This is a genomic window from Pseudomonas sp. WMBT8, from assembly GCF_050916005.1.
Classification (GTDB): domain Bacteria; phylum Pseudomonadota; class Gammaproteobacteria; order Pseudomonadales; family Pseudomonadaceae; genus Aquipseudomonas.
Genome location: NZ_CP188096.1, coordinates 474,326 through 497,256, shown reverse-complemented (window position 1 = coordinate 497,256; position 22,931 = coordinate 474,326). Strand labels below are relative to the sequence as shown.

The window sequence follows — 22,931 nt, the reverse complement described above, 5'->3', positions numbered from 1 at the left end:
TCCTGGCGCGCAGCCCCGATTTCACGGGTCAGGCCACGCTGTGGAGCCTTAGTGACTGCATTTACGCCATCTGGTTCCTGAATCCATTCCAATGCGCGCAAGGTGCGACAAAAGCGCACAGCCCCTCAAGACTTTAGTCGTATGTCCGATAGGTCATGCTTACCCCGCCTCAAAGCCGCACGGATCGCGCCTCTCCCAGGACCATTGCATGTCTCTTCGTAATATGAATATCGCGCCGCGCGCGTTTCTCGGCTTCGCGTGCATTGGTGCGCTGATGTTGTTTCTCGGTATTTTTGCGCTGAACCAGATGAGCAAGATCCGTGGCGCCACCGAAGACATCACCCTGCGCAGCGTGCCGAGCATTCGCGCGCTGGACGACTTCACCCAACTGACCCTGCGCCTGCGCGTGCTGTCCTACCGCTTGCTGACCAACCGCGAGCCGGATGTGCAACAAAAGACCCTGGAAGCCTTTGAGCTGCGCAACCAGCAGATTCGCGCAGCCCAGGGCGTGTACGAAAAGCTGATCGACAGCCGCGAGGAGCGCTCGGCCTACGACGATTATGTGCGCCTGCTGGGCCAGTACCGGCAGATCGAAGAGCGGATGAAGAGCCTGTCGCGCAACAATCAGACCGAAGAGCTGCGCACCTTGCTCAACACCGAACTGCTGAGCAACTCCGAGGCGGTCAACGCGGTGCTGACGCGCCTGCTGGACATCAACAACTCGATGGCCAACGACAGCAACCAGAAAGCTGCCGATCAATATGATTCAGCCTTTGACCTGGTAGTGGCCCTGCTGGTGCTGGCCACGGCGCTGACTGTGCTGTTTGCCTGGTTGCTGACCCGCAGCATCACCCTGCCCATTGCCCAAGCCCTGGACGCCGCCGAGAACATTGCCGAAGGCAACCTGACCCAGCCGATCAAGGTCGATGGCGACGACGAAGCCGGCCGCCTGTTGCGCGCGATGAATAAAATGCAGGAGAAATTGCGCGACACCCTGCAGCGCATTTCCGGCTCGGCCACTCAACTGGCCTCGGCTGCCGAAGAGCTGAACGCCGTCACCGACGAAAGCGCCCGTGGCCTGACCCAGCAGAACAATGAAATCGAGCAGGCAGCCACCGCTGTCAACGAGATGACCAGCGCCGTCGAAGAAGTCGCGCGCAATGCGGTCAGCACCTCCGAGGCCTCGAAAAACGCCACCACCTCGGCCGGCGATGGCCGCGACCTGGTGCAGGAAACCGTCAGCGCCATCGAACGCATGAGCGGCGATGTACAGGGCACCGCCACCCTGATCGGCGCCCTGGCCGAAGAATCGCGGGATATCGGCAAGGTGCTGGATGTGATTCGCGGCCTGGCCGACCAGACCAACCTGCTAGCCCTGAACGCCGCCATCGAAGCGGCGCGTGCCGGGGAAGCCGGGCGTGGTTTTGCGGTGGTTGCCGATGAAGTGCGGGCCCTGGCCCATCGCACCCAGCAATCGACCAGTGAAATCGAGCGGATGATCGGCAGTATCCAGGCCGGCACTGAACAGGCAGTGGACTCGATGCGCAACAGCACCGAGCGCGCCGAGTCGACGCTCAATATCGCCAAAGGCGCAGGGATGTCCCTGGATACCATCAATAGCGCGATTATCGAGATCAACGAGCGCAACATGGTGATCGCCAGCGCCGCCGAAGAGCAGGCCCAGGTCGCGCGGGAAGTGGACCGCAACCTGGTGAACATCCGCGACTTGTCGGTGCAATCGGCCACGGGCGCCAGCCAGACCAGTGCGGCCAGCGGCGAGTTGTCACGCCTGGCGGTGGATTTGAATGGGATGGTGGGGCGTTTCCGCCTCTGAAATACAGTCACACCCTGTAGGAGCTGGCTTGCCTGCGATGGCAGCGCCGCGGTGAGCCTGATTCACCGAGGCGCTGCCATCGCAGGCAAGCCAGCTCCTACAAAAGCTTTTTGACAGCGCAGCAATTCAACAGGTTAGAATCGCTGGCACGCAGACTGCATGGTCAGTCTGCGCCTCGCCTTAATTCCGGAGTACTGCCTTTGAATGCGACGACCATCAACAGCCTGTTCTTGATCGGCGCGTTGCTGGTAAGTGCGAGCATTCTGGTGAGTTCCCTTTCGTCCCGCCTGGGGATCCCGATCCTGGTGATTATCCTGGCCGTGGGCATGATCGCCGGCGTCGATGGCGGCGGGATCATTTTCGATAACTACCCTACCGCGTACCTGGTGGGCAACCTGGCATTGGCAGTGATCCTGCTCGATGGCGGCTTGCGGACCCGGGTCGCGAGCTTTCGCGTGGCACTGTGGCCGGCCCTGTCGCTGGCGACCGTGGGGGTGTTGATAACCACCGGCCTCACCGGTATGGCGGCGGCCTGGCTGTTTGACCTCAATATCATCCAGGGCCTGCTGATCGGCGCCATCGTCGGCTCCACCGACGCCGCCGCCGTGTTCTCGCTGCTGGGCGGCAAGGGCCTGAACGAACGGGTCAGCGCCAGCCTGGAAATCGAATCCGGCAGCAACGACCCGATGGCGGTGTTCCTCACCGTAACCCTGATCGACATGCTCGCCAGCGGCCAGACTGGCCTGCACTGGAGCCTGTTGACCCACCTGATCCGCGAATTCGGGATCGGCGGCATTATCGGCCTGGGCGGCGGTTGGTTGATGCTGCAACTGGTCAACCGGATCAACCTGGCAAACGGCCTGTACCCGATCCTGGTGATCGCCGGCGGCCTGTTCGTCTTCGCCTTGACCAACGCCCTGCACGGCAGCGGCTTCCTCGCCGTGTACCTGTGCGGCCTGGTGATCGGCAACCGTCCGGTGCGCAGCCGCCACGGCATCCTGCATATGCTCGACGGCATGGCCTGGCTGGCGCAGATCGGCATGTTCCTGGTGCTGGGGCTGCTGGTCACGCCCCATGACCTGCTGCCCATCGCCCTGCCGGCCCTGGGCCTGGCGCTGTGGATGATCCTGTTTGCGCGGCCGCTGTCGGTGGCGGTTGGCCTGCTGCCGTTCAAGGCGTTTCATGGCCGCGAAAAAGTGTTTATCGCCTGGGTCGGCCTGCGCGGCGCGGTGCCGATCATTCTTGCGGTGTTCCCGCTGATGGCCGGTTTGCCCCATGCCCAGCTGTATTTCAACCTGGCGTTCTTCATCGTGCTGGTGTCGTTGCTGGTGCAGGGCACCAGCCTGCCGTGGGTAGCCAAGCTCTTGAAAGTAACGGTACCGCCCGAGCCCGCGCCGATTTCCCGGGCGGCCCTGGAAGTACACGTCACCAGCGAGTGGGAGTTGTTCGTCTACCGCCTGGGTGCCGAGAAATGGTGCATCGGCGCCGCCCTGCGCGAGCTGAAAATGCCCGAAGGCACGCGGATCGCCGCCCTGTTTCGCGGCCAGCAACTGCTCCATCCGTCGGGTAGTACGGTGCTCGAAGCCGATGATTTGCTGTGCGTGATCGGCCATGAACACAACCTCGCCGCCCTCGGCAAGCTGTTCAGCCAGGCGCCGCAACGGGGCCTGGACCTGCGCTTCTTCGGCGACTTCGTGCTCGAAGGCGACGCCCAGCTGGGCGCGGTGTCGGCGCTGTACGGGCTCAAGCTCGACGGCATCGATCCGGACATGCCGCTGGGCCAGTTCATCACGCAGAAGGTCGGTGGTGCCCCCATCGTCGGCGACCAGGTGGAGTGGAACAACACCATTTGGACAGTCGCCGTGATGGACGGGAACAAGATCGGCAAAGTCGGCGTCAGATTCCCCGAAGGAAGTCGCCCGGCCCCCGGACTCTTCCTCTAAACTGCGGGGCGACGGTGTGCCATTGGCCATCAACACGCCCCCTATTCTTCATCTTGTTCGACCGGTCTCTATGACAATCCTGCGCACTTTTTTAGCCACTGCCCTGCTGGGCCTGAGTCTCTGCGTCAGCCCGGTGTTCGCCGCCGACCCGCCAAGCATCGAGAGTGTGCAACAGACCCTGGACAAGCTGCCGGACCGCAAGCTGCCCGACGCCGACATGAAGGCGCTGCAAAATGTGTTGCAGCAGACCCTGACGTTGCTGGGCAACAAGCAGGACTACGAGCAACGCCTGAGCGATCTCAAGCGCCAATTGCAAGACGCGCCACGCCAGACCACGGAAAACGCCCGTGAACTGGCCCGGCTCAAGGCCACCAAGGTGGTCCCGGTCGCCCAGCGCTACGCCAGCCTGCCAGTGCCGCAGCTCGAACAACTGCTGGTGCAGCGCAGCACCCAGCAAGGCGACCTACAAAAGGAGTTGGCCGACGCCAACAGCCTGAGCATCGCCGCCCAAACCCGCCCCGAGCGTGCCCAGACCGAAATCAGCAACAGCCAGACGCGCATCCAGCAGATCAACGGCATCCTCAAGGCCGGCAAGGACAATGGCAAACCGCTAAATGGCGACCAGCGCAACCTGCTGAACGCCGAACTGGCGGCGCTCAACGCCTTGATCCCGCTGCGCCGCCAGGAGCTGGCGGGCAACAGCCAACTGCAAGACCTGGGTAACAGCCAACATGACCTGGCGGTGGAAAAAACCGCGCGCCTGGAGCAGGAAATCCAGGACCTGCAAACCCTGATCAACCAGAAACGCCTGGCCCAGTCCCAGGAAACCGTTACCCAGCAGTCCATCGAAGCGCAGAAGGCCGGTGGCAGCAGCCTGCTGGCTACGGAAAGCGCAGCCAACCTGAAACTCTCTGACTACCTGCTCAAAAGCACCGACCGGCTCAATGAGCTGACCCAGCAGAACCTGCAAACCAAACAGCTGCTGGACAACGTGACCCAGAGCGATTCGGCCCTGGACGAGCAGATCAACGTGCTCAAGGGCAGCCTGCTGCTATCGAAGATCCTCTATAAACAGAAACAGGCCTTGCCGCGCCTGAAGGTCGACCGCGACCTGGCCGACGATATCGCCAACATTCGCCTGTACCAGTTCGAGGTCAACCAGCAGCGCGAACTGATCAGTTCGCCCAGCACCTACGTCGACAACCTGCTGGCCAACCAGCCCGAGGACCAAGTCACGCCACAGTTGCGCCGCACCCTGCTGGAGCTGGCCGTGACCCGCAGCGACCTGCTCGAACGCCTGAGCCGGGAGTTGAGCGCGCTGCTCAACGAATCCATCACCCTGCAACTGAACCAGAAACAACTGCTCAGCACCGCCGCCAGCCTGCGCGCGACCCTCGACGAACAGATGTTCTGGATCCCCAGCAACAAGCCGCTGGACGTCGAATGGCTCGAAGGCGTGCCCAACCGCCTGAGCAAACAGGTCGACACCCTGCCCTGGGCCTCCAGCCTCAGCGAACTGTATGACGGCCTGGCCCAGCGCCCGCTGCTGTTCCTGCCCCTGCTGCTATTGATCGGCGCGCTGTTGTGGCGGCGCAACAGCCTCTACGAGCGCCTGAAAAAAATCCATATGGATATCGGGCACTTCAAGCGGGACAGCCAGTGGCACACTCCGGTCGCGATCCTGGTGAATATCCTGCTGGCCTTGCCGGTAACCCTCGGCCTGGCGCTGTGCGGCTACGCCCTGCAAATCGATGCACGCGGGCAGAACGCCAACCTGGGCATGGCCCTGGTGCAAATTTCCCAGGCATGGCTGGTGTTCTACACCGCCTATCGCATCCTCGCGCCGGGTGGCGTGGCCGAATTGCATTTCCGCTGGGAAAAACCCCAGGTCGAGTTTCTCCAGGGCTGGATCCGCAAGCTGGGGCTGGTGGTGCTGGCGCTGGTGGCCGTGGTGTCCATCGCCGAACACCAGCCGGCAGCCCTGGCCGATGATGTGCTGGGCATCGCCGTAGTCCTCACCTGTTATGGGCTGATGGCCTGGTTGCTCAGCCGCCTGCTGCTCAACAGCCCGACCCATGAAAAGGCCTCGCTGTTTCGCAAGGTCGTCGGCGTGGCGTTTACCGCGCTGCCCATCGCGCTGTTTATCGCCGTGTGTTTTGGCTACTACTACACCGCGCTCAAACTCAGCGACCGCCTGATCAACACCCTGTACCTGCTGATGTTCTGGCTGGTGATCGAAGCCACCTTCGTCCGTGGCCTGGGTGTTGCCGCGCGGCGCCTGGCCTATGCCCGGGCACTGGCCAAACGCCAGGCCGCCAAGGAAGCCGGCGACGGCGAAGTGGTGATCGAGGAACCGACCCTGGATATCGAGCAGGTCAACGAACAATCCATGCGCCTGATCCGCCTGGCCCTGCTCGGCGGCTTTATTGCGGCGCTGTACTGGGTCTGGTCGGACCTGATCTCGGTGTTCTCCTACCTGGACAACGTCACGCTCTACGAATACACCAGCGGCACCGGCGCCAATATCAGCATGGTGCCCATCAGCATCGGCGACATGCTGGGCGCGCTGATCATCATCGGCATTACCTTTGCCCTGGCGCGCAACCTGCCGGGCCTGCTGGAAGTACTGGTGCTGTCGAAGCTGGACCTGGCCCAGGGCAGCGCCTATGCCACCACCACCCTGCTGTCGTATGTGATCGCCGGCGTGGGCTTTGTGTCGACCCTGTCGACCCTCGGGGTGAGCTGGGACAAGTTGCAATGGCTGGTGGCCGCACTGTCGGTGGGCCTGGGCTTCGGCATGCAGGAGATCTTCGCCAACTTTATCTCCGGCATCATGATCTTGTTCGAGCGCCCGGTGCGCATCGGCGACACCATTACCATCGGCAACCTGTCGGGCACGGTGAGCAAGATCCGCATCCGCGCCACCACCATCACCGACTTCGACCGCAAGGACATCATTGTCCCGAACAAAACCTTCATCACTGGGCAACTGATCAACTGGTCGCTGACCGACACCATCACCCGGGTGACCCTCAAGCTCGGCGTGGACTACGGCTCCGACCTGGACCTGGTGAAGGAATTGTTGCTCAAGGCCGCCAGGGATAACCCACGGGTATTGAAAGACCCGGAACCCCACGTGTACTTCCTCAACTTTGGCGAAAGCACCCTGGACCACGAACTGCGCATGCATGTGCGCGACCTCGGCGACCGCAACCCGGTCATCGATGAGGTCAACCGCTTCATCAACCGCGAGTTCAAGAAGCAGAGCATCAACATTTCGTTCCGCCAGATGGAGGTTTACCTGAAGAACCTGCACGGCCAGGAATACAAACTGGTGGAAATCGAGCCCTTGAGCAAGCCGGCCAATGACGGCTCGCCGCAACCCACGCCGCCGGCCAAACTCGACTAACCGCGCTATCCCCAGCAGAATGCTCGGACATTCTGCTGGAGATGGCCGGTGAAAGCCCTCGACGACCTGACCTTCGACAACCGCTTCGCCCGCCTGGGCGACGGTTTCTCAACCCACGTATTGCCCGAGCCCATCGACGAGCCGCGGCTGGTGGTGGCGAGCAACGCCGCCATGGCCCTGCTGGACCTCGATCCAGCCGTCGCCCAGACGCCAGTGTTTGCCGAACTGTTCGGCGGCCACAAGCTGTGGGCCGAGGCCGAACCGCGGGCGATGGTCTATTCCGGGCATCAGTTTGGCTCCTATAACCCGCAACTGGGGGATGGTCGCGGCTTGCTGCTGGGCGAGGTGTATAACGCGGCGGGCGAACACTGGGACTTGCACCTCAAGGGCGCCGGGCAAACGCCGTACTCACGCATGGGAGATGGCCGCGCGGTGCTGCGTTCGTCGATCCGCGAGTTTCTCGCCTCCGAAGCCTTGCACGCCCTGGGCATCCCCAGCAGCCGCGCCCTGTGCGTGATCGGCTCGGACACCCCGGTATGGCGCGAGAAGCAGGAACGCGCGGCCATGGTCCTGCGCCTGGCGCCGAGCCATATCCGCTTTGGGCACTTCGAATACTTCTACTACACCCAGAAAACCGAGCTGCACCAGCAACTGGCCGAGCATGTGCTGAAGTTGCACTTCGCCCACTGCCAGGAGCAACCCGAGCCGTACCTGGCGATGTTCCGCGAGATCGTCGAGCGCAATGCCGAGTTGATCGCCAAATGGCAGGCCTACGGCTTTTGTCACGGGGTGATGAACACCGACAACATGTCGATCCTGGGCATTACCTTCGACTTCGGGCCGTTTGCCTTCCTCGATGACTTCGACGCTCACTTCATCTGCAACCACTCCGATCACGAAGGCCGCTATTCCTTCAGCAACCAGGTGCCCATCGGCCAATGGAACCTCAGCGCCCTGGCCCAGGCGCTGACGCCGTACATCAGCGTGCAAGCCCTGCGCGAGACCCTGGGCCTGTACCTGCCGCTGTACCAGGCCCACTACCTGGACCTGATGCGCCGCCGCCTGGGCCTGACCACCGCCGAGGACGATGACCAGAAACTGCTGGAGCGCCTGCTGCAACTGATGCAAAACAGTGGCGTGGACTACACCTTGTTCTTCCGCCATCTGGGCGACGAATCCGCCGCACTGGCCGTGGCGCGCCTGCGCGATGACTTTGTCGACCGCGCGGGCTTCGATGCCTGGGCCGACGAGTACAAGGCCCGGGTTGAGCGCGACGGCACCGGCAGCGAGGCAGAACGCCGCGAGCGCATGCACGCGGTCAACCCGCTGTACATCCTGCGCAACTACCTGGCGCAAAACGCCATCACCGCCGCCGAATCAGGTGACTACAGTGAAGTGCGACGGCTGCATGAGGTATTGAGCCAGCCATTTGAAGAACAGACCGGGATGGAGCAGTACGCGCAACGGCCGCCCGATTGGGGCAAACATTTGGAGATCAGTTGTTCGTCCTAGGATCAAAAGCGCAGCGTGCTCACGCCACGTTAGTCTTCACTGTCGCCTATTCATCTGGCCTTGATAATCCCCGTGACGGGCGCCAGATTGAGCCCATAGGCCACACCCAAGGAGCCCATCATGTCCGATTCTCTTGTAATCCCCTGCCCACACTGCAACGCCCTCAACCGCATCCCCCACGAACGCCTGGGCGATGCCCCAAAGTGCGGGCGCTGCAAGCAGCCGGTGTTGCTCGGCAAACCGTTTGAATTAAGCCAGGGCGATTATTCCAGCCAGATCAAGGGCGATTTACCGCTCCTGGTGGATGTGTGGGCCGAATGGTGCGGGCCGTGCAAGTCGTTTGCGCCGGTGTTTGAACAGGCGGCCGGGCAGTTGGCCGGCAAGTGCCGGCTGGCCAAGCTCGATAGCGAGGCCAACCAGCAGCTTTCGGCGCAATTGGGCATTCGCTCGATTCCCAGCCTGATCCTGTTCAAGAACGGCCGGGAAGTGGCGCGCCAGAGCGGGGCATTTGCGTTACCGCAACTGATGAGCTGGTTGCGTAGCCAAGGGGTGTAACCCTGTAGGAGCGGGCTTGCCCGCGATGGCGAGGGGCAGCTTGATGGATATGCAAGCTGGCACACCGTCATCGCAGGCAAGCCAGCTCCCACATCGAGCGTGCTCATCCTTGATGATCAGGCGTTTTCCAGCAGGTTATGCAACTCCACAAACTGCTGGGTCAGCTTGTGGCGCGGGTCGAGGTGGATCAGCGGTTTGCTCTCCTGGTGGGATTCGCGCATGCGCACCGAACTGGCCAGGTACACCGGCAGTACCGGCAGGCCCTCGGCGATCAACTCGTCCAGCATCTTCTGCGGCAGGCTCGCCCGGGCCTGGAACTGGTTGACCACGATGCCTTCCACTTCAAGGCCTTCGTTGTGGTCCTCCTTGAGCTCTTCGATTTCCGCCAGCAGGCCGTACAGCGCCTGGCGCGAAAAGCTGTCGCAATCGAAAGGGATCAGTACCCGATCAGCCGCGATCAACGCCGAAACCGCATAGAAGTTCAGGGCCGGCGGGGTATCCAGGTAAATCCGGTCGTAATCCTCGGCCAGTTCATCCAGCAGCTTTCGCAGCTTGTTGATCTTGTGCTTGGCCTCGAGCTTGGGCTGCAGGTCCGCCAGTTCTGCGGTGGCGGTGATGACGTGCAGGTTGTCGAACGGGGTTTCGTAGATATCCACCTGGTTTTTCTTCGAAAACGGCCCGGATGACAGGGTCTGCTTGAAGAAATCGGCAATGCCCATGGGAATATCGTCACCCGTCAGCCCTGTCAGGTACTGGGTCGAGTTGGCCTGTGCATCGAGGTCCACCAACAGGGTTCGATAGCCTTCGCTGGCGCTGACCGCCGCCAGGTTGCAGGCGATGCTGGACTTGCCAACGCCACCTTTTTGATTGAACACCACGCGCCGCATGGAAAAACCTCCGTGTATCAATGAATGCCCGAGTGTAGAGGGCAAAAGCGCCCGCTCGCTACCTTGATCAAGCTTGTACTACAGCATCTGAAGACAGATCCCGCATAACTATCTCGTAATACGCCAACCAATAAAGAGTTGCCTGACACCAGCCCCCCGTAGCCATTGGCGGACAATCACTGATTCTTTTCGGCGAATTTGTAATTTCTCGTGAACAATTCTTTACCAAAGTTTGCTAGAACCCCACCGCACCGGGATAATGCGCGCCACTCGGCCATCGCGCCATGCCCCGGTTTTATGGGCAATTTGCAGCACAAGGAAGCCCGCAGGGGCGGGAAATCTTCTCAGTGATCAACTTCAACATCGCCCAATGGCGCGCCTGGGCCCCTGGGCTCGACAGCGTGGATGCCTGGCGCGACTGGTGCCAGGCCCCAGTGTTGGTGGCCCAAAGCGATGCCGCGCCCGATGTGTCGTTCCTGCCGGCCATGCAGCGCCGGCGCCTGAGCCGCCTGGCCCGGATGGCCTTCAGTGTCGGCTGGCCCTTGGCCGACGGCCTGCAGGACCTGCCGCTGGTATTTGTCTCGCGTCATGGCGAAACCCCACGCACCCTGGACATTCTCAGCGACCTGGCCAACGACCAGCCGCTGTCGCCCACCCAATTCAGCCTGTCGGTACACAATGCGGTGATTGGCCTGTGGTCGATCCTGCGTAACGAAACCAGCGAAATGACCGCCCTGGCAGCCGCTGGCGACGGCCTGGAGCACGGCATGCTCGAAGCCGCAGCCCTGCTCAACGAAGGCGCGCCGGCCGTTCTGCTGGTGATTACCGAAGAGCAGCCACCCCTGGCCTACGCGCGGTGGATCGATGATGTGCCGTTCCCCTACGCCCTGGGCCTGCTGCTGACCCCAGGCGACGAATGGCAACTGGCGCTGCACACCACAACGGTCCAACCCACCGAGACCCAGTGGCCCCACGCCCTGAACCTGCTGCGCACCCTGCTCACCGAGCAAGGTGCCTGCCAACATGCCTGGAAGAACCGAGTATGGAACTGGCAACGCAAACCCTGACCGACAAGCCCCGGGACGCCTACTACTGGCGCCTGTTCGCCACGGCAGCCAGCTTCGTGCTGTTCGGCGTGGGCGGCTTGTGCCTGCGCTTGCTGGTGTTCCCGCTGCTCAGTTGCCTGCCGGGGGACGCCCGGCAGCACCAGCGCCGTGCGCGCCTGACCGTCGGGCGGTTGTTCTGGTTCTTTATCAACATGATGTACCGCGCCGGCATTCTCACCTACAGCGTCGAAGGCGCCGAAAAACTCGGGCGCCCCGGGCAGATGATCATCGCCAACCACCCGTCGCTGATCGACGTCGTGGTGCTGATCGGCCTGGTACGCCAGGCCAATTGCGTGGTCAAGCAGAGCCTGTGGCAAAACCCCTTCACCCGTGGCCCCGTGAATGATGCCGGCTATATCAGCAACGATGGCAGCATCGACATGCTCGATGCCGCCGCAAGTGCCCTGCGAGGCGGCCAGACCCTGATTATCTTTCCCGAAGGCACCCGCACCGTGCCGGGCAAAGCCCCGGCCTTTCATCGCGGGGCCGCCGCCATCGCCCTGCGCGGTGCGACAATCATCACCCCCGTGGTGCTCAAGGTCAGCCCGACCACGCTGACCAAGGCCGAGCCCTGGTATCGCATCCCCAACCGCCGCTTTCACTTCAGTTTGCGGGTGGGTGCCGATATAGACCCACAGGTGTTTGCCTCACAAGGGCCACCACCTCAGGCCTCACGCAAGCTCAACGATTATCTGCATCACTATTTCATTAAGGAGCTCGCCGAAGATGAGCAACCCCAACAGCCTTGAACACGAAATCAAAACCCTGATCATCGAGGCCCTGGGCCTGGAAGACATCGACGCCTGCGACATCGGCAGCGAGCAAACCCTGTTCGGCGAAGGCCTGGGCCTGGATTCGGTAGATGCCCTGGAATTGGGCCTGGCGATCCAGAAAAAGTACGGCATCAAGATCGATGCCGACGCCAAGGACACCCGCAATCACTTTATCAACGTGGCCAGCCTCGCGGCGTTCGTCACGGCCCGACAGGCAGCTTGAGACCCGACCATGCAAACTCGTGACGATATCTTCAACACCCTGCGCGACGCCCTGGTGGAACTGTTTGAACTGGAGCCTACGCGGGTCACCCTCGACGCCAACCTGTACCAGGACCTGGAAATCGACAGCATCGATGCGGTGGACCTGATCGACCATATCAAGCGCCAGACCGGCAAGAAAATCGCCGCCGAAGAGTTCAAGGCCGTGCGTACGGTCAATGATGTGGTCGAGGCGGTCTACCGTCTGGTCCAACCGGCCGCATGAGCCGGCTGATCGGCCTTGGCCTGTTGCTGGTAGGGCTGCTGTACCCTTTCGCGGTGTATTACGGCACGGAGCATTTCGCCCCGTGGCAGTTCGGCCTGCTGCTGGCCAGCCTCTGGCTGCTGCGCGCGCTGACCGGCCCGCGGCGTCCCGGCAGTGGCTGGATGGCCGGCGTGGCGCTTGTGTTTTGCCTGCTGCTGGCCTGGTTCGACAACCCGCAGTTGCTGCGCTGGTACCCAAGCCTGGTCAGCATCTTCATGCTGGCGCTGTTCGGCCTGAGCCTGAAGTACGGCCCGCCGATGGTCGAGCGCCTGGCGCGCCTGAGCGATCCGCATCTGCCTGAAAAGGCCATTGCGTATACGCGCCAGGTCACCGTGGTGTGGAGTGGGTTTTTCTTGTGTAACGGCCTGCTCGCCGCCGCGCTCACCTTGTGGGCACCGTTGAGCTGGTGGACGTTGTACAACGGCCTGATCGCCTATGGGCTGATGGGGTTGTTGTTTGCCGTGGAATGGCTGATACGACAAAGGGTTCGAGGCCGCGTATGAATTGGGTCAATCTTGAGCATCTGTTGCTTGAGCCTGTGCAACTGCGTTCGGTCACCACTGAACCTGCAATGAACCACGCACAACTGTGCGAACGGGCCCTGAGCCTGGCGGCCGGGCTCAAAGCCCGTGGCATCCAGCGCCTGGCCGTGCACCTGAGCGACGCCGGCGAGCTGGCGATTGCCCTGCTGGGCGCCTGGCGCGCCGGGGCCAGTGTGCTGCTGCCCGCCGACCTGCAAGCCCAGACCCGCCAACGCTGGGCCACTGCGGTCGACGCCTGGCTGACCGAAGCGGGCGACCTGGAGGCGCTCTACCACCCGCCGCTCGCCGCCGCCGCCCTGGACCTGGATGCCTGCCAATTGGGCCTTTGTACCTCCGGCTCCAGCGGCGCGCCCAAGCGCATCGACAAGACCCTGCGCCAACTGGCCAACGAGGTACAGGCCCTGGAAGCCTTGTGGGGCGCCGACCTGGGCCGCGCGTGCATCGTCGGCAGCGTCGCTACCCAGCACATCTATGGCCTGTTGTTCCGCATGCTGTGGCCGCTGTGCGCCGGTCGCAGCTTTGTGCGCCAGCAACTGCCGTTCCCCGAAGACTTGCAGCGCGTCAGCCGCCAGCACCCGCATTTCGCCTGGGTGGCCAGCCCGGCCCTGCTCAAGCGCATGGGCGATAACCTCGACTGGACGGCTTTGAGCACGGTCAAGCGCGTGTTCTCCTCCGGTGGCGCGCTGCCCGCCGAGGCTGCCGACAGCCTGCACCAACACCTGCACCAGTGGCCGACCGAGATCCTCGGCAGCTCGGAAACCGGCGGCATTGCCTGGCGCCAGGGCCACACGCCCTGGCAGCCGTTTGCCGATGTACGCCTGACTCAGGATGCCGATGGCGCCTTGTGCATTGCCTCGCCGTACCTGCCGGCCGGGCATGTCGAGCAGACGGCCGATGCCGCGCAGATCCACGCAGATGGGCGCTTCGAACTGCTCGGGCGCCTGGACCGGATCGTCAAGCTGGAAGAAAAACGCATCTCCCTGCCGATGCTCGAACAGGCCCTGGCCGACCACGCCTGGGTCGCGGAAGCGCGCCTGGGGGTGGTCCAGGAAAACCGCGCGTCCCTCGGCGCCCTGGTGGTGCTCAGTGGCGACGGCCTGCACGCCCTGCGCAACCAAGGCCGGCGCAGCGTCACCCAAGCCCTGCGCCAGCACCTGGGCCAGCACTGCGAAGCCCTGGCGCTGCCCCGCCGCTGGCGCTTGTTGCGCCAGTTGCCGCTTACCCCCCAGGGCAAGCTACCCCAGGCCGATGTCGAAGCCCTGCTGCTGGCACCGCGCCCCAAGGCGCCGGAATTGCTGGCGCAAGTCGAGACCGACGGCGAATGGACCCTGCAACTGAGCATCCCGCCGGACCTGGCCTACTTCAGCGGCCACTTCCCTCACACCCCGGTGTTGCCAGGGGTGGTGCAGGTGGAATGGGCGTTCAACCTGGGCCAGCAACTGCTTGATCTACCGCCGACCTTTGCCGGCATGGAAGTGCTCAAGTTCCAGCAACTGGTGCGCCCTGGTGACGTGATCGAGCTGCACCTGCGTTTTGATCGCGAGCGGGGCAAGTTGTATTTCGCTTATCGCAATGACAGTGCGGCGTGTTCCAGCGGGCGGGTTTTGCTGGAGAATTCTCATGCATAGGTTGGGTAAGCGCACATCCCAAATGTGGGAGCTGGCTTGCCTGCGATGCAGGCAACTCGGTCCATCAGGTGCCCACCACCATGCATAACCCCTGCGCCCTGATCCCGGTCTACAACCATGAAGCCGCCGTGCCCGCCGTGGTCCGCAGCCTGCTGGACCATGGCCTGCCCTGCCTGCTGGTGGACGATGGCAGCAGCCCGGCCTGCGCCGCCGTGCTGGCGCAACTGGCAAGCCTGGATAACGTGTCGCTGCTGACCCTGCCCGTCAATCAAGGCAAGGGCGCGGCAGTGATGGCCGGCTTTCGCGAAGCCGCGCGCCTGGGCTTCACCCACGCCCTGCAAGTGGACGCCGACGGCCAGCACGACCTGCGCGAAGTCGCGCTGTTTCTCGACGCCTCGCGCACCCACCCCGACGCGGTGATCTGCGGCTACCCCGAATACGACGACAGCGTGCCCAAGGGCCGCCTCTATGCGCGCTACCTGACCCATGTCTGGGTGTGGATCAACAGCCTGTCGCTGCAGATCCGCGATTCGATGTGCGGCTTTCGCATCTACCCCCTGGCACCGGTGCTGGCCTTGATGGACTCGGCACGGATCGGCAAGCGCATGGATTTCGACTCCGACATCCTCGTGCGCCTGTCATGGCGCAACCAGCCGATGCGCTGGCTGCCGACCCAGGTGCATTACCCGGCCGATGGCCTGTCGCACTTTCGCCTGGTCCACGACAACCTGCTGATTTCATCCATGCACACCCGGCTGTTTTTCGGCATGTTGCTGCGTGCGCCAATGATCCTCTGGCGACGGTGGCAGGCATGAGCGACACCCCCCGGCACTGGGCCGACCGCCAGGAGCGCGGCAGTTTCTGGCTGATGAAACTCACCGCATTCGCCGCCAAGGTCCTCGGGCGCCGGGTGCTGAGCCCGCTGCTGTATGGCATCGTCCTGTACTTTTTCGTGTTTGGCCGTGCCGCGCGCCAGAGCATCTGGCAGTACCAGCAGCGCCTGGCCGACTGGAGCGGGCGCGACGACCTGCGCCCCAGCCACACAAGGGTGTTCGGCCAGTTCATGGCTTTCGCCGACGCCTTGCTGGACAAGCTCGACGTATGGAACGGCAAGCTGCGCCTGGAACAGATCGAAATCATCGACCCGGCCCAATTGCGCGGGCAACTGCGCGGCGAACGCGGGCAGATGCTGGTGGGCGCGCACCTGGGCAACCTGGAAGTGTGCCGGGCCCTTGCGGAGCTGGGTGAGAAAGTCACCATGAACGTGCTGGTGCACACCAAGCACGCCGAACAGTTCAACCGCCTGCTGGGCGAAGCCGGGGCGAGCAACCTGCGGCTGATCCAGGTCAGCGAGCTGGACCCGGCGGTGATGCTGCTGCTCAGCCAGCGCCTGGACGACGGTGAGTGGCTGGCGATTGCCGGCGACCGCATCCCGCTGCACGGCGGGCGCACGGTGCGCGTGGATTTTCTCGGCCATAGCGCCGCCTTCCCCCAGGGCCCATGGCTGCTGGCCGGCCTGCTCAAATGCCCGGTCAACCTGCTGATGTGCCTCAAGCACCAGGGGCGCTATCGGCTGATCATCGAGCCCTTTGCCCCATTGATCGAATGGAAACGCAGCGACCGCCAGCAGGTGATCGCCCACTGGGCCGCCCGCTACGCCGAACGCCTGGGCCAGTTCTGCCTGCAAGCGCCCCAACAATGGTTCAACTTTTACCCTTTCTGGAAGACCGATGACGACGCATCTGCTTGAGCCGGTAACCTTCGGCGAACTCCCTTTGCGCATCGAAGACGTGCTGGCCCTGGCCAACCGTCAGGCGCCCACCCGCCTGCAAGACGATGCCGGGTATCGCCAGCGCATCGCCAAGGGCGCGCAGTTCCTCGATTCGCTGCTGGACAAGGAAGGCGTGATCTACGGCGTCACCACCGGCTACGGCGACTCGTGCGTGGTGGCGGTGCCGTTGCAGCATGTCGACGCATTGCCGCGTCACCTGTACACCTTCCACGGCTGCGGCCTGGGCAAGTTGCTCGACGCCCAGGCCACCCGTGCGGTGCTGGCGGCGCGTTTGCAGTCGCTGTGCCACGGCGTGTCCGGGGTGCGGGTTGAACTGCTGGAGCGCCTGCATGCGTTCCTTGAACACGACATCCTGCCGCTGATCCCGGAGGAAGGCTCGGTGGGCGCCAGCGGCGATCTGACGCCGCTGTCGTACGTGGCCGCGACCTTGTCCGGCGAGCGTGAAGTGCTGTTTCGTGGCGAGCGCCGCCTGGCCGCCGACGTACACCGTGAGCTGGGCTGGACGCCATTGGTGCTGCGGCCCAAGGAAGCCCTGGCGCTGATGAACGGCACCGCCGTGATGACCGGCCTGGCTTGCCTTGCCTTCGCCCGCGCCGACTACCTGCTGCAACTGGCCACGCGCATCACCGCGTTGAACGTGGTGGCGCTGCAAGGCAACCCGGAGCACTTTGACGAACGCCTGTTCGCCGCCAAGCCGCACCCCGGGCAGATGCAGGTTGCGGCGTGGCTGCGCAAGGACCTGGCCATCGACGCCCCGACCGCGCCGCTGCACCGTTTGCAGGACCGCTACTCGCTGCGCTGCGCGCCCCACGTCCTCGGCGTGCTGGCCGACAGCCTGAACTGGCTGCGTTCGTTTATCGAGATCGAGCTCAACAGCGCCAACGACAACCCGATCATCGACGCCGAGGCCGAGCGCGTGTTGCACGGCGGGCACTTCTACGGCGGGCATATCGCCTTTGCCATGGACAGCCTGAAAAACCTGGTGGCCAACGTCGCCGACCTGCTCGACCGGCAACTGGCGCTGCTGGTGGACGAGCGCTACAACCATGGCTTGCCGAGCAACCTGTCGGGCGCCCCGGCGGACCGCGCGATGATCAACCACGGCTTCAAGGCGGTGCAGATCGGCACCAGCGCCTGGACCGCCGAAGCGTTGAAAAATACGATGCCGGCCAGCGTGTTTTCGCGCTCCACCGAGTGCCACAACCAGGACAAGGTCAGCATGGGTACGATCGCCGCCCGCGATGCAATCCGCGTGCTGGAGCTGACCGAACAGGTGGCCGCCGCCACCTTGCTCGCCGCCAACCAGGGCGTGTGGCTGCGCGCCCAGGTCACGGATGCCAGGCCGTTGCCGCCGGCCCTGGCCGCGATGCACATCGAGCTGGCCAAGGACTTCCCGCCGGTGATCGAAGACCGTGCCCTGGAGGGCGAACTGCGCCTGTGCCTGCAGCGCATCGCCGCGCAACACTGGAGGCTGCATGCGTAGCCCCGGCGTGTTGCATTGCGACACTGAAATCCTCGTGCCCTTCTTCGACATCGACACGATGAACGTGGTCTGGCACGGCCACTACGTGAAATACCTGGAAATCGCCCGCTGCGCGCTGCTCGACAAGCTCGGCCACAACTACACGGCGATGCTCGAATCCGGCTATGCGTGGCCGGTAATCGATCTGCAACTGCGCTACGTGCGTGGCGCCACCTTTGGCCAGACCCTCAACGTGCGCGCCAGCCTGGTGGAGTGGGAGAATCGCTTGAAGGTCAACTACCTGATCACCGACCTTGCCAGCGGCGAACGCCTGACCCGCGCCAGCACCGTGCAAGTGGCCGTCGAGATTGCCAGCCGCGAGATGCAACTGGCCTCGCCCACCGTGTTCATCACCGCCGTCGAAAGGGCCCTGGAATGCTGAGCTTGCCCGCGATGGTCGCCAACGATAACGCGGGGGGCCTGACACTGCGCGGCGTCCTCGGGTTTTTCGCGAGCAAGCTCGCTCCTACAGAGGGGCGTCGAAAGGACTTCCCTGTGGGAGCGGGCTTGCCCGCGATGGTCGTCAACGATAACGCGGGGGGCCTGACACTGCGCGGCGGCCTCGGGTTTTTCGCGAGCAAGCTCGCTCCTACAGAGGGGCGTCGAAAGGACTTCCCTGTGGGAGCGGGCTTGCCCGCGATGGTCGCCAACGATAACGCGGGGGGCCTGACACTGCGCGGCGGCCTCGGGTTTTTCGCGAGCAAGCTCGCTCCTACAGGGGTTGGGTTGTTTTTGAGTTTTGGGGCTTATGCCTTCGACTTGCAACAACTGAGCGATCAGTTGGCCAAGCCCTCGGTGATCCACGGCAGCTTCATCCAGGAAAAACACCTGCGCGCCCTGCCCCAGCCGCTGACCAGCAAAGGCACCTTCGTATTGGCCCGGGACCACGGCCTGCTCTGGCTGCTGAAAACCCCACTGCAGCAGGACTACCGCATCAACGCCCAGGGCATCGCCCGGCGTGATGCCAACGGTTGGCAACCGCTGCCGAACAAAAGCGCCGGCGCCGAGCAGAACCGTTTGTTCCTGGCCGTGCTGCAAGGCGACAGCAGCGGCTTGCAGCGCGACTTCGAGTTGCAGCTGCAAGGCGAGGCCAAGGCCTGGAAACTCAAGCTGATCCCCCGCTCGCTGCTGCTCAAGCAAGTGTTCACCCAGATCAATATCGACGGCGGCGAGTTGGTGCACACCATCGAACTGCTGGAAACCCAGGGCGACAGCACCCTGTTACGCATGCAAGACAGCACCAGCACGCAACCCTTGAGCGACGCGGAGCAACACGACTTTGCCCAGTGAGCGTTGGTTGCCGCGCCTGTTCCTGATCCTGCTGGTGGCCGTGCTGGCCCTGGCCGGCTGGCAATGGCGCGAGGGCGCGCCGTTGTCGGCCAACCTGATGGATCTGGTGCCGGGCAACACCCCGGACGCGCTGGAACTGGCGGCCGAGCAACGCATGCAAGAGCCGCTGAACCGCGAGATGCTGGTGCTGGTCGGGCATGCCGATCGCCAGCACGCACTGGCCATGGCCCAACAGCTCGGTGAACAGTGGCAAGCCAGCGGCCTGTTTGAAAAGGTCACCTGGACCCTGCAGGCCGACCTGCCAGCCCTGCGCCAGCAATTGCTGCAAGGACGCCTGGCGATGCTGTCGGCCAAGGACCGCGAGCAGTTGGTCAGCGAGCCCGAGGCGTTTATCGCGCAGCGGGTGCAGGCGCTGTTCGACCCCTTTACCGGCTTCAGCCTGGTGCCGAGCCAGGACGATTGGCTGGGCCTGACCGGACGCATCCAGAACAGCCAGCCGCAACACGGTGCGGTGCAGCTGGATATCGGCAGCGGCGCGTTGATCGCCGATGCCGACGGCAAAAGCTGGGTGCTGCTGCGCGCGCGTACCCAGGGCAATGCCTTTGATATGAAACTGCCGCTGCAAGTCGCCGACTTGCTGCAAGCCAGCCGCGACCAGGCCAGCGAGCAAGGCGTGCAACTGCTCGCCGCCAGCGGCCTGCTGTACGCGGCCAACGGCCAACAACAGGCCAGCCGCGAGATGACCTGGGTCGGCGGCGGCGCAACAGTAGGGATTCTGTTGCTGTTGCTGCTGGCGTTCCGTCGCTGGCGGGTGTTGCTGGCCTTTGTCCCGGTGCTGGTGGGCATGCTGTTTGGCGCGGTGGCCTGTGTGGCGCTGTTTGGCCATATGCATGTGATGACCCTGGTGCTGGGCGCGAGCCTGATCGGCGTGGCCGTCGACTACCCGCTGCATTACCTGTCCAAGAGCTGGAGCCTGCAACCCTGGCGCAGCTGGCCGGCCTTGCGCCTGACCCTGCCGGGCCTCAGCCTGAGCCTGGCCACCAGTTGTATCGGCTACCTGGCCCTGGCCTGGACGCCATTCCCGGCGCTGACCCAGATCGCCGTATTCTCCGCCGCCGGCCTGGTGGGCGCCTACCTGTCGGCGGTGTGCCTGTTGCCGGCGCTGCTCAACGGCCTGGACCTGCGCCCGGCGCAATGGCCGCTGCGGGTCGCCGAGTTCCTGCTGGGGGTGCGTGAATCCTTGCTCAAGCGCCTGCCGAGCCAGGCGCTGCTGGTGCTGGCCCTGCTGTTCTGCGCCGGCGGCCTGTGGCAGTTGAACAGCAAGAACGATATTCGCCAGTGGATCGGCGCACCGCCGCAGTTACTGCAAGAAGCCCAGGCCATTGCGCGCATTACCGGCTACCAACCCACCAGCCAGTTCTTCCTGGTGCATGCGGACAATCAACAACAGTTACTGGAGCGCCAGGCGGCGTTGAGCCAGCGCCTGGATCAACTGGTGCACATGGACAAGCTGCAGGGCTACCTGGCGCTCAATCAACTGGTCAGTACGCCCGGCGAACAGCAACACGTGCGCGAGGCCCTGAATCAACTGCCGGCGCTGTGGCAACCACTGCTCGACCTCGGCATCCCCGCCAGCGCCCTGCAAGCGGAGGTGGCGCAGTTGCAGGCGCTGCCCACCGCCGACATCGACGCCGCCCTCGCCGGCCCGCTGGCCGAGCCGTGGCGCCTGCTATGGCTGGGCAATGTCGACGGCGGCGTGGCGGCGATGGTCAGCCTGCAAGGCCTGAACAACCCGGCGCTGCTGCGTATCCAGGCCCTGGACCTGCCGGGCGTGCAACTGGTGGATCGCCTCGGCGACTTGAACCAGGTATTTGCCGCGACCCAGGTCAGCGCCGCCGAACTGAAATTATTGTCCTGTGTACTGATCGTCTTGCTGCTGATCCTGCCCTTTGGCCTGGGCGGCGCGCTGCGCATTGTCGCCCTGCCGCTGTTGGCTGCGCTGTGCAGCCTGGCCAGCCTCGGGTGGCTGGGGCAACCGTTGACCCTGTTCAGCCTGTTCGGCCTGTTGCTGGTGACCGCGATCAGCGTCGACTATGCGATCCTCATGCGCGAACAGATCGGCGGGGCCGCGGTCAGCTTGCTGGGGACGCTGCTGGCCGCGGTCACCACCTGGCTGTCCTTTGGCCTGCTGGCGGTGTCCAGCACCCCGGCGGTGAGTAACTTCGGCCTGTCGGTCAGCCTGGGCCTGGCCTTCAGCTTTATGCTGGCGCCATGGGCCGGCCGCCAGGAACATGCGCAATGATGCCGACTAATTTTTTTTTGTTGAATGTGATGATCGCCAACCCGGCAAGGAGCCACAGTGCCCACAGTTGAAATGGAACGTCGCCAGGTCGTGGTGATCGGGGCCGGCCCGTCCGGTGCCATTGCGGCCGCGTTGCTCAAGCGCAACGGGCATGATGTGTTGATCATCGAGCGCGAGCACTTCCCGCGTTTTTCCATCGGCGAAAGCCTGTTGTCCCATTGCATCGACTTTATCGAAGAGGCCGGCATGCTCGAGGCGGTCAACGCCGCCGGCTTCCAGCTGAAAACCGGCGCCGCGTTTGCCTGGGGCGAGCGCTACAGTGCCTTCGATTTCGGTGACACTTTCAGCGAAGGCAAGCCCACTACCTTCCAGGTCCAGCGCGCCGACTTCGACAAGTTGCTGGCCGATCAGGCGGCGTTGCAAGGCGTGGAGATCCGTTACGGCCAGACCCTGGTCGGGGTGGATTTCGCCGCGGGCCACCGCTACCTGCATGTACGCCGCGAAAACGGCCGCGAATACCACATCAAGGCCGGCTTTGTGCTCGACGCCAGCGGTTACGGCCGCGTGCTGCCACGCCTGCTGAACCTTGAGGCGCCGTCAAACTTCCCGTTGCGCCAGGCGGTGTTCACCCACGTCGAGGACCGTATCGAACATCCGGGCTTCGACCGCAGCAAGATCCTCATCACCACCCACCCGACCCAGCGCGATATCTGGTTCTGGACCATCCCGTTCAGCAACGGCCGCTGCTCGGTAGGCGTGGTCGCGGCCAAGGAGCATTTCGACGGTTGCGATGGGGATCTGGATGCCTGCCTGCGCGGCTTTATCGAGCAAACCCCGAGCCTGTCCAAGGTGCTGGCGAACGCGGTCTGGGATACCCCGGCGCGGACTATCGGCGGCTACTCGGCAAACGTCACCACCTTGCATGGCCCGGGCTTCGCGCTGCTGGGCAATGCCGCAGAGTTCCTCGACCCGGTGTTCTCTTCAGGCGTGACCATCGCCATGCGCTCGGCCAGCATGGCCGCAGGTCTCCTGCACCGCCAACTCAAGGGCGAAAGCGTGGACTGGCAAACCGAGTTCGCCGCGCCACTCAAACGCGGGGTCGATACCTTCCGTTGCTACGTCGAAGGCTGGTACGCCGGCACCTTCCAGGATGTGATCTACCACCCTGGCAGCTCGCCGGAAATCCGCCGCATGATCAGCTCGATCCTCGCCGGTTATGCCTGGGACGAGCGCAATCCCTTTGTCAGCGAACCCAAGCGCCGCTTGCGGATGCTCTCGGAAATCTGTGCGGGGGAAAACCTATGAGCAGC

General features: G+C 63.7%; 19 protein-coding genes and 1 pseudogene. 19 read left to right on the top strand and 1 reads right to left on the bottom strand.

The genetic code is table 11. The annotated features are described in order from the left end of the window. Positions 1–91 precede the first annotated feature (91 nt). The 6 genes and pseudogenes from ACO77H_RS02110 to trxC form a co-directional block, all read left to right on the top strand. A pseudogene (locus ACO77H_RS02110) lies at positions 92–931 on the top strand (MCP four helix bundle domain-containing protein); the annotation flags it as partial. 30 nt (positions 932–961) lie between these two features. Beyond that, positions 962–1,834: a methyl-accepting chemotaxis protein gene (locus tag ACO77H_RS02105; RefSeq protein ID WP_432755730.1), complete on the top strand. Its 873-nt coding sequence runs from the start codon at positions 962–964 to the stop codon at positions 1,832–1,834. Between the two features lie 200 nt (positions 1,835–2,034). Then, positions 2,035–3,777: a potassium/proton antiporter gene (locus ACO77H_RS02100; protein WP_029299228.1), complete on the top strand. Its 1,743-nt coding sequence runs from the start codon at positions 2,035–2,037 to the stop codon at positions 3,775–3,777. Between the two features lie 70 nt (positions 3,778–3,847). Beyond that, positions 3,848–7,186, top strand: coding sequence for a mechanosensitive channel MscK (mscK, locus tag ACO77H_RS02095; RefSeq protein ID WP_169952326.1), 3,339 nt, complete (start codon positions 3,848–3,850; stop codon positions 7,184–7,186). Between the two features lie 48 nt (positions 7,187–7,234). Beyond that, entirely contained in the window at positions 7,235–8,698 is a 1,464-nt protein-coding gene (selO, locus tag ACO77H_RS02090; protein WP_432754941.1) for a protein adenylyltransferase SelO, read from the top strand. A gap of 120 nt (positions 8,699–8,818) precedes the next feature. Next, entirely contained in the window at positions 8,819–9,253 is a 435-nt protein-coding gene (gene trxC / locus ACO77H_RS02085) for a thioredoxin TrxC (protein ID WP_170042407.1), read from the top strand. A gap of 116 nt (positions 9,254–9,369) precedes the next feature. Here trxC and ACO77H_RS02080 read toward each other — a convergent pair whose 3' ends face one another. Beyond that, positions 9,370–10,140, bottom strand: a complete 771-nt coding sequence (locus ACO77H_RS02080) for a ParA family protein (protein WP_169952333.1) — start codon at positions 10,138–10,140, stop codon at positions 9,370–9,372. 347 nt (positions 10,141–10,487) lie between these two features. Between ACO77H_RS02080 and ACO77H_RS02075 the strand changes: the two genes are divergently transcribed. The 13 genes from ACO77H_RS02075 (at position 10,488) to ACO77H_RS02015 (ending at position 22,926) form a co-directional block, all read left to right on the top strand. After that, on the top strand, positions 10,488–11,207 hold the full coding sequence (locus ACO77H_RS02075; RefSeq protein WP_169952335.1) for a beta-ketoacyl synthase chain length factor: 720 nt from the start codon (positions 10,488–10,490) through the stop codon (positions 11,205–11,207). After that, positions 11,183–11,995, top strand: coding sequence for a lysophospholipid acyltransferase family protein (locus ACO77H_RS02070; RefSeq protein WP_169952337.1), 813 nt, complete (start codon positions 11,183–11,185; stop codon positions 11,993–11,995). The genes ACO77H_RS02075 and ACO77H_RS02070 overlap by 25 nt, the downstream gene beginning before the upstream one ends. Then, entirely contained in the window at positions 11,973–12,242 is a 270-nt protein-coding gene (locus ACO77H_RS02065; protein WP_032862152.1) for a phosphopantetheine-binding protein, read from the top strand. Before ACO77H_RS02070 ends, ACO77H_RS02065 begins: the two co-directional genes overlap by 23 nt. Positions 12,243–12,251: 9 nt before the next feature. Further along, positions 12,252–12,506, top strand: a complete 255-nt coding sequence (locus ACO77H_RS02060; protein ID WP_169952339.1) for an acyl carrier protein — start codon at positions 12,252–12,254, stop codon at positions 12,504–12,506. Continuing rightward, on the top strand, positions 12,503–13,048 hold the full coding sequence (locus ACO77H_RS02055; protein WP_169952341.1) for a hypothetical protein: 546 nt from the start codon (positions 12,503–12,505) through the stop codon (positions 13,046–13,048). The genes ACO77H_RS02060 and ACO77H_RS02055 overlap by 4 nt, the downstream gene beginning before the upstream one ends. Further along, entirely contained in the window at positions 13,045–14,715 is a 1,671-nt protein-coding gene (locus ACO77H_RS02050) for an AMP-binding protein (RefSeq protein WP_432754940.1), read from the top strand. The genes ACO77H_RS02055 and ACO77H_RS02050 overlap by 4 nt, the downstream gene beginning before the upstream one ends. A gap of 80 nt (positions 14,716–14,795) precedes the next feature. Then, entirely contained in the window at positions 14,796–15,530 is a 735-nt protein-coding gene (locus tag ACO77H_RS02045; protein WP_170042401.1) for a glycosyltransferase family 2 protein, read from the top strand. Then, a complete protein-coding gene (locus ACO77H_RS02040; protein ID WP_170058119.1) occupies positions 15,527–16,465 on the top strand; it encodes a glycosyl transferase in 939 nt (312 codons plus the stop codon). The genes ACO77H_RS02045 and ACO77H_RS02040 overlap by 4 nt, the downstream gene beginning before the upstream one ends. Further along, positions 16,446–17,990, top strand: a complete 1,545-nt coding sequence (locus tag ACO77H_RS02035) for an HAL/PAL/TAL family ammonia-lyase (RefSeq protein WP_432754939.1) — start codon at positions 16,446–16,448, stop codon at positions 17,988–17,990. Before ACO77H_RS02040 ends, ACO77H_RS02035 begins: the two co-directional genes overlap by 20 nt. Next, on the top strand, positions 17,983–18,411 hold the full coding sequence (locus ACO77H_RS02030) for an acyl-CoA thioesterase (RefSeq protein WP_169952351.1): 429 nt from the start codon (positions 17,983–17,985) through the stop codon (positions 18,409–18,411). The genes ACO77H_RS02035 and ACO77H_RS02030 overlap by 8 nt, the downstream gene beginning before the upstream one ends. A 257-nt stretch (positions 18,412–18,668) precedes the next feature. After that, complete coding sequence (locus ACO77H_RS02025) at positions 18,669–19,319, top strand: outer membrane lipoprotein carrier protein LolA (protein ID WP_432755729.1); 651 nt, start codon at positions 18,669–18,671, stop codon at positions 19,317–19,319. Then, a complete protein-coding gene (locus ACO77H_RS02020) occupies positions 19,309–21,621 on the top strand; it encodes an MMPL family transporter (RefSeq protein ID WP_432754938.1) in 2,313 nt (770 codons plus the stop codon). Before ACO77H_RS02025 ends, ACO77H_RS02020 begins: the two co-directional genes overlap by 11 nt. A gap of 57 nt (positions 21,622–21,678) precedes the next feature. Beyond that, positions 21,679–22,926, top strand: a complete 1,248-nt coding sequence (locus ACO77H_RS02015; protein ID WP_346266879.1) for an NAD(P)/FAD-dependent oxidoreductase — start codon at positions 21,679–21,681, stop codon at positions 22,924–22,926. The last annotated feature ends 5 nt before the right edge of the window (positions 22,927–22,931 follow it).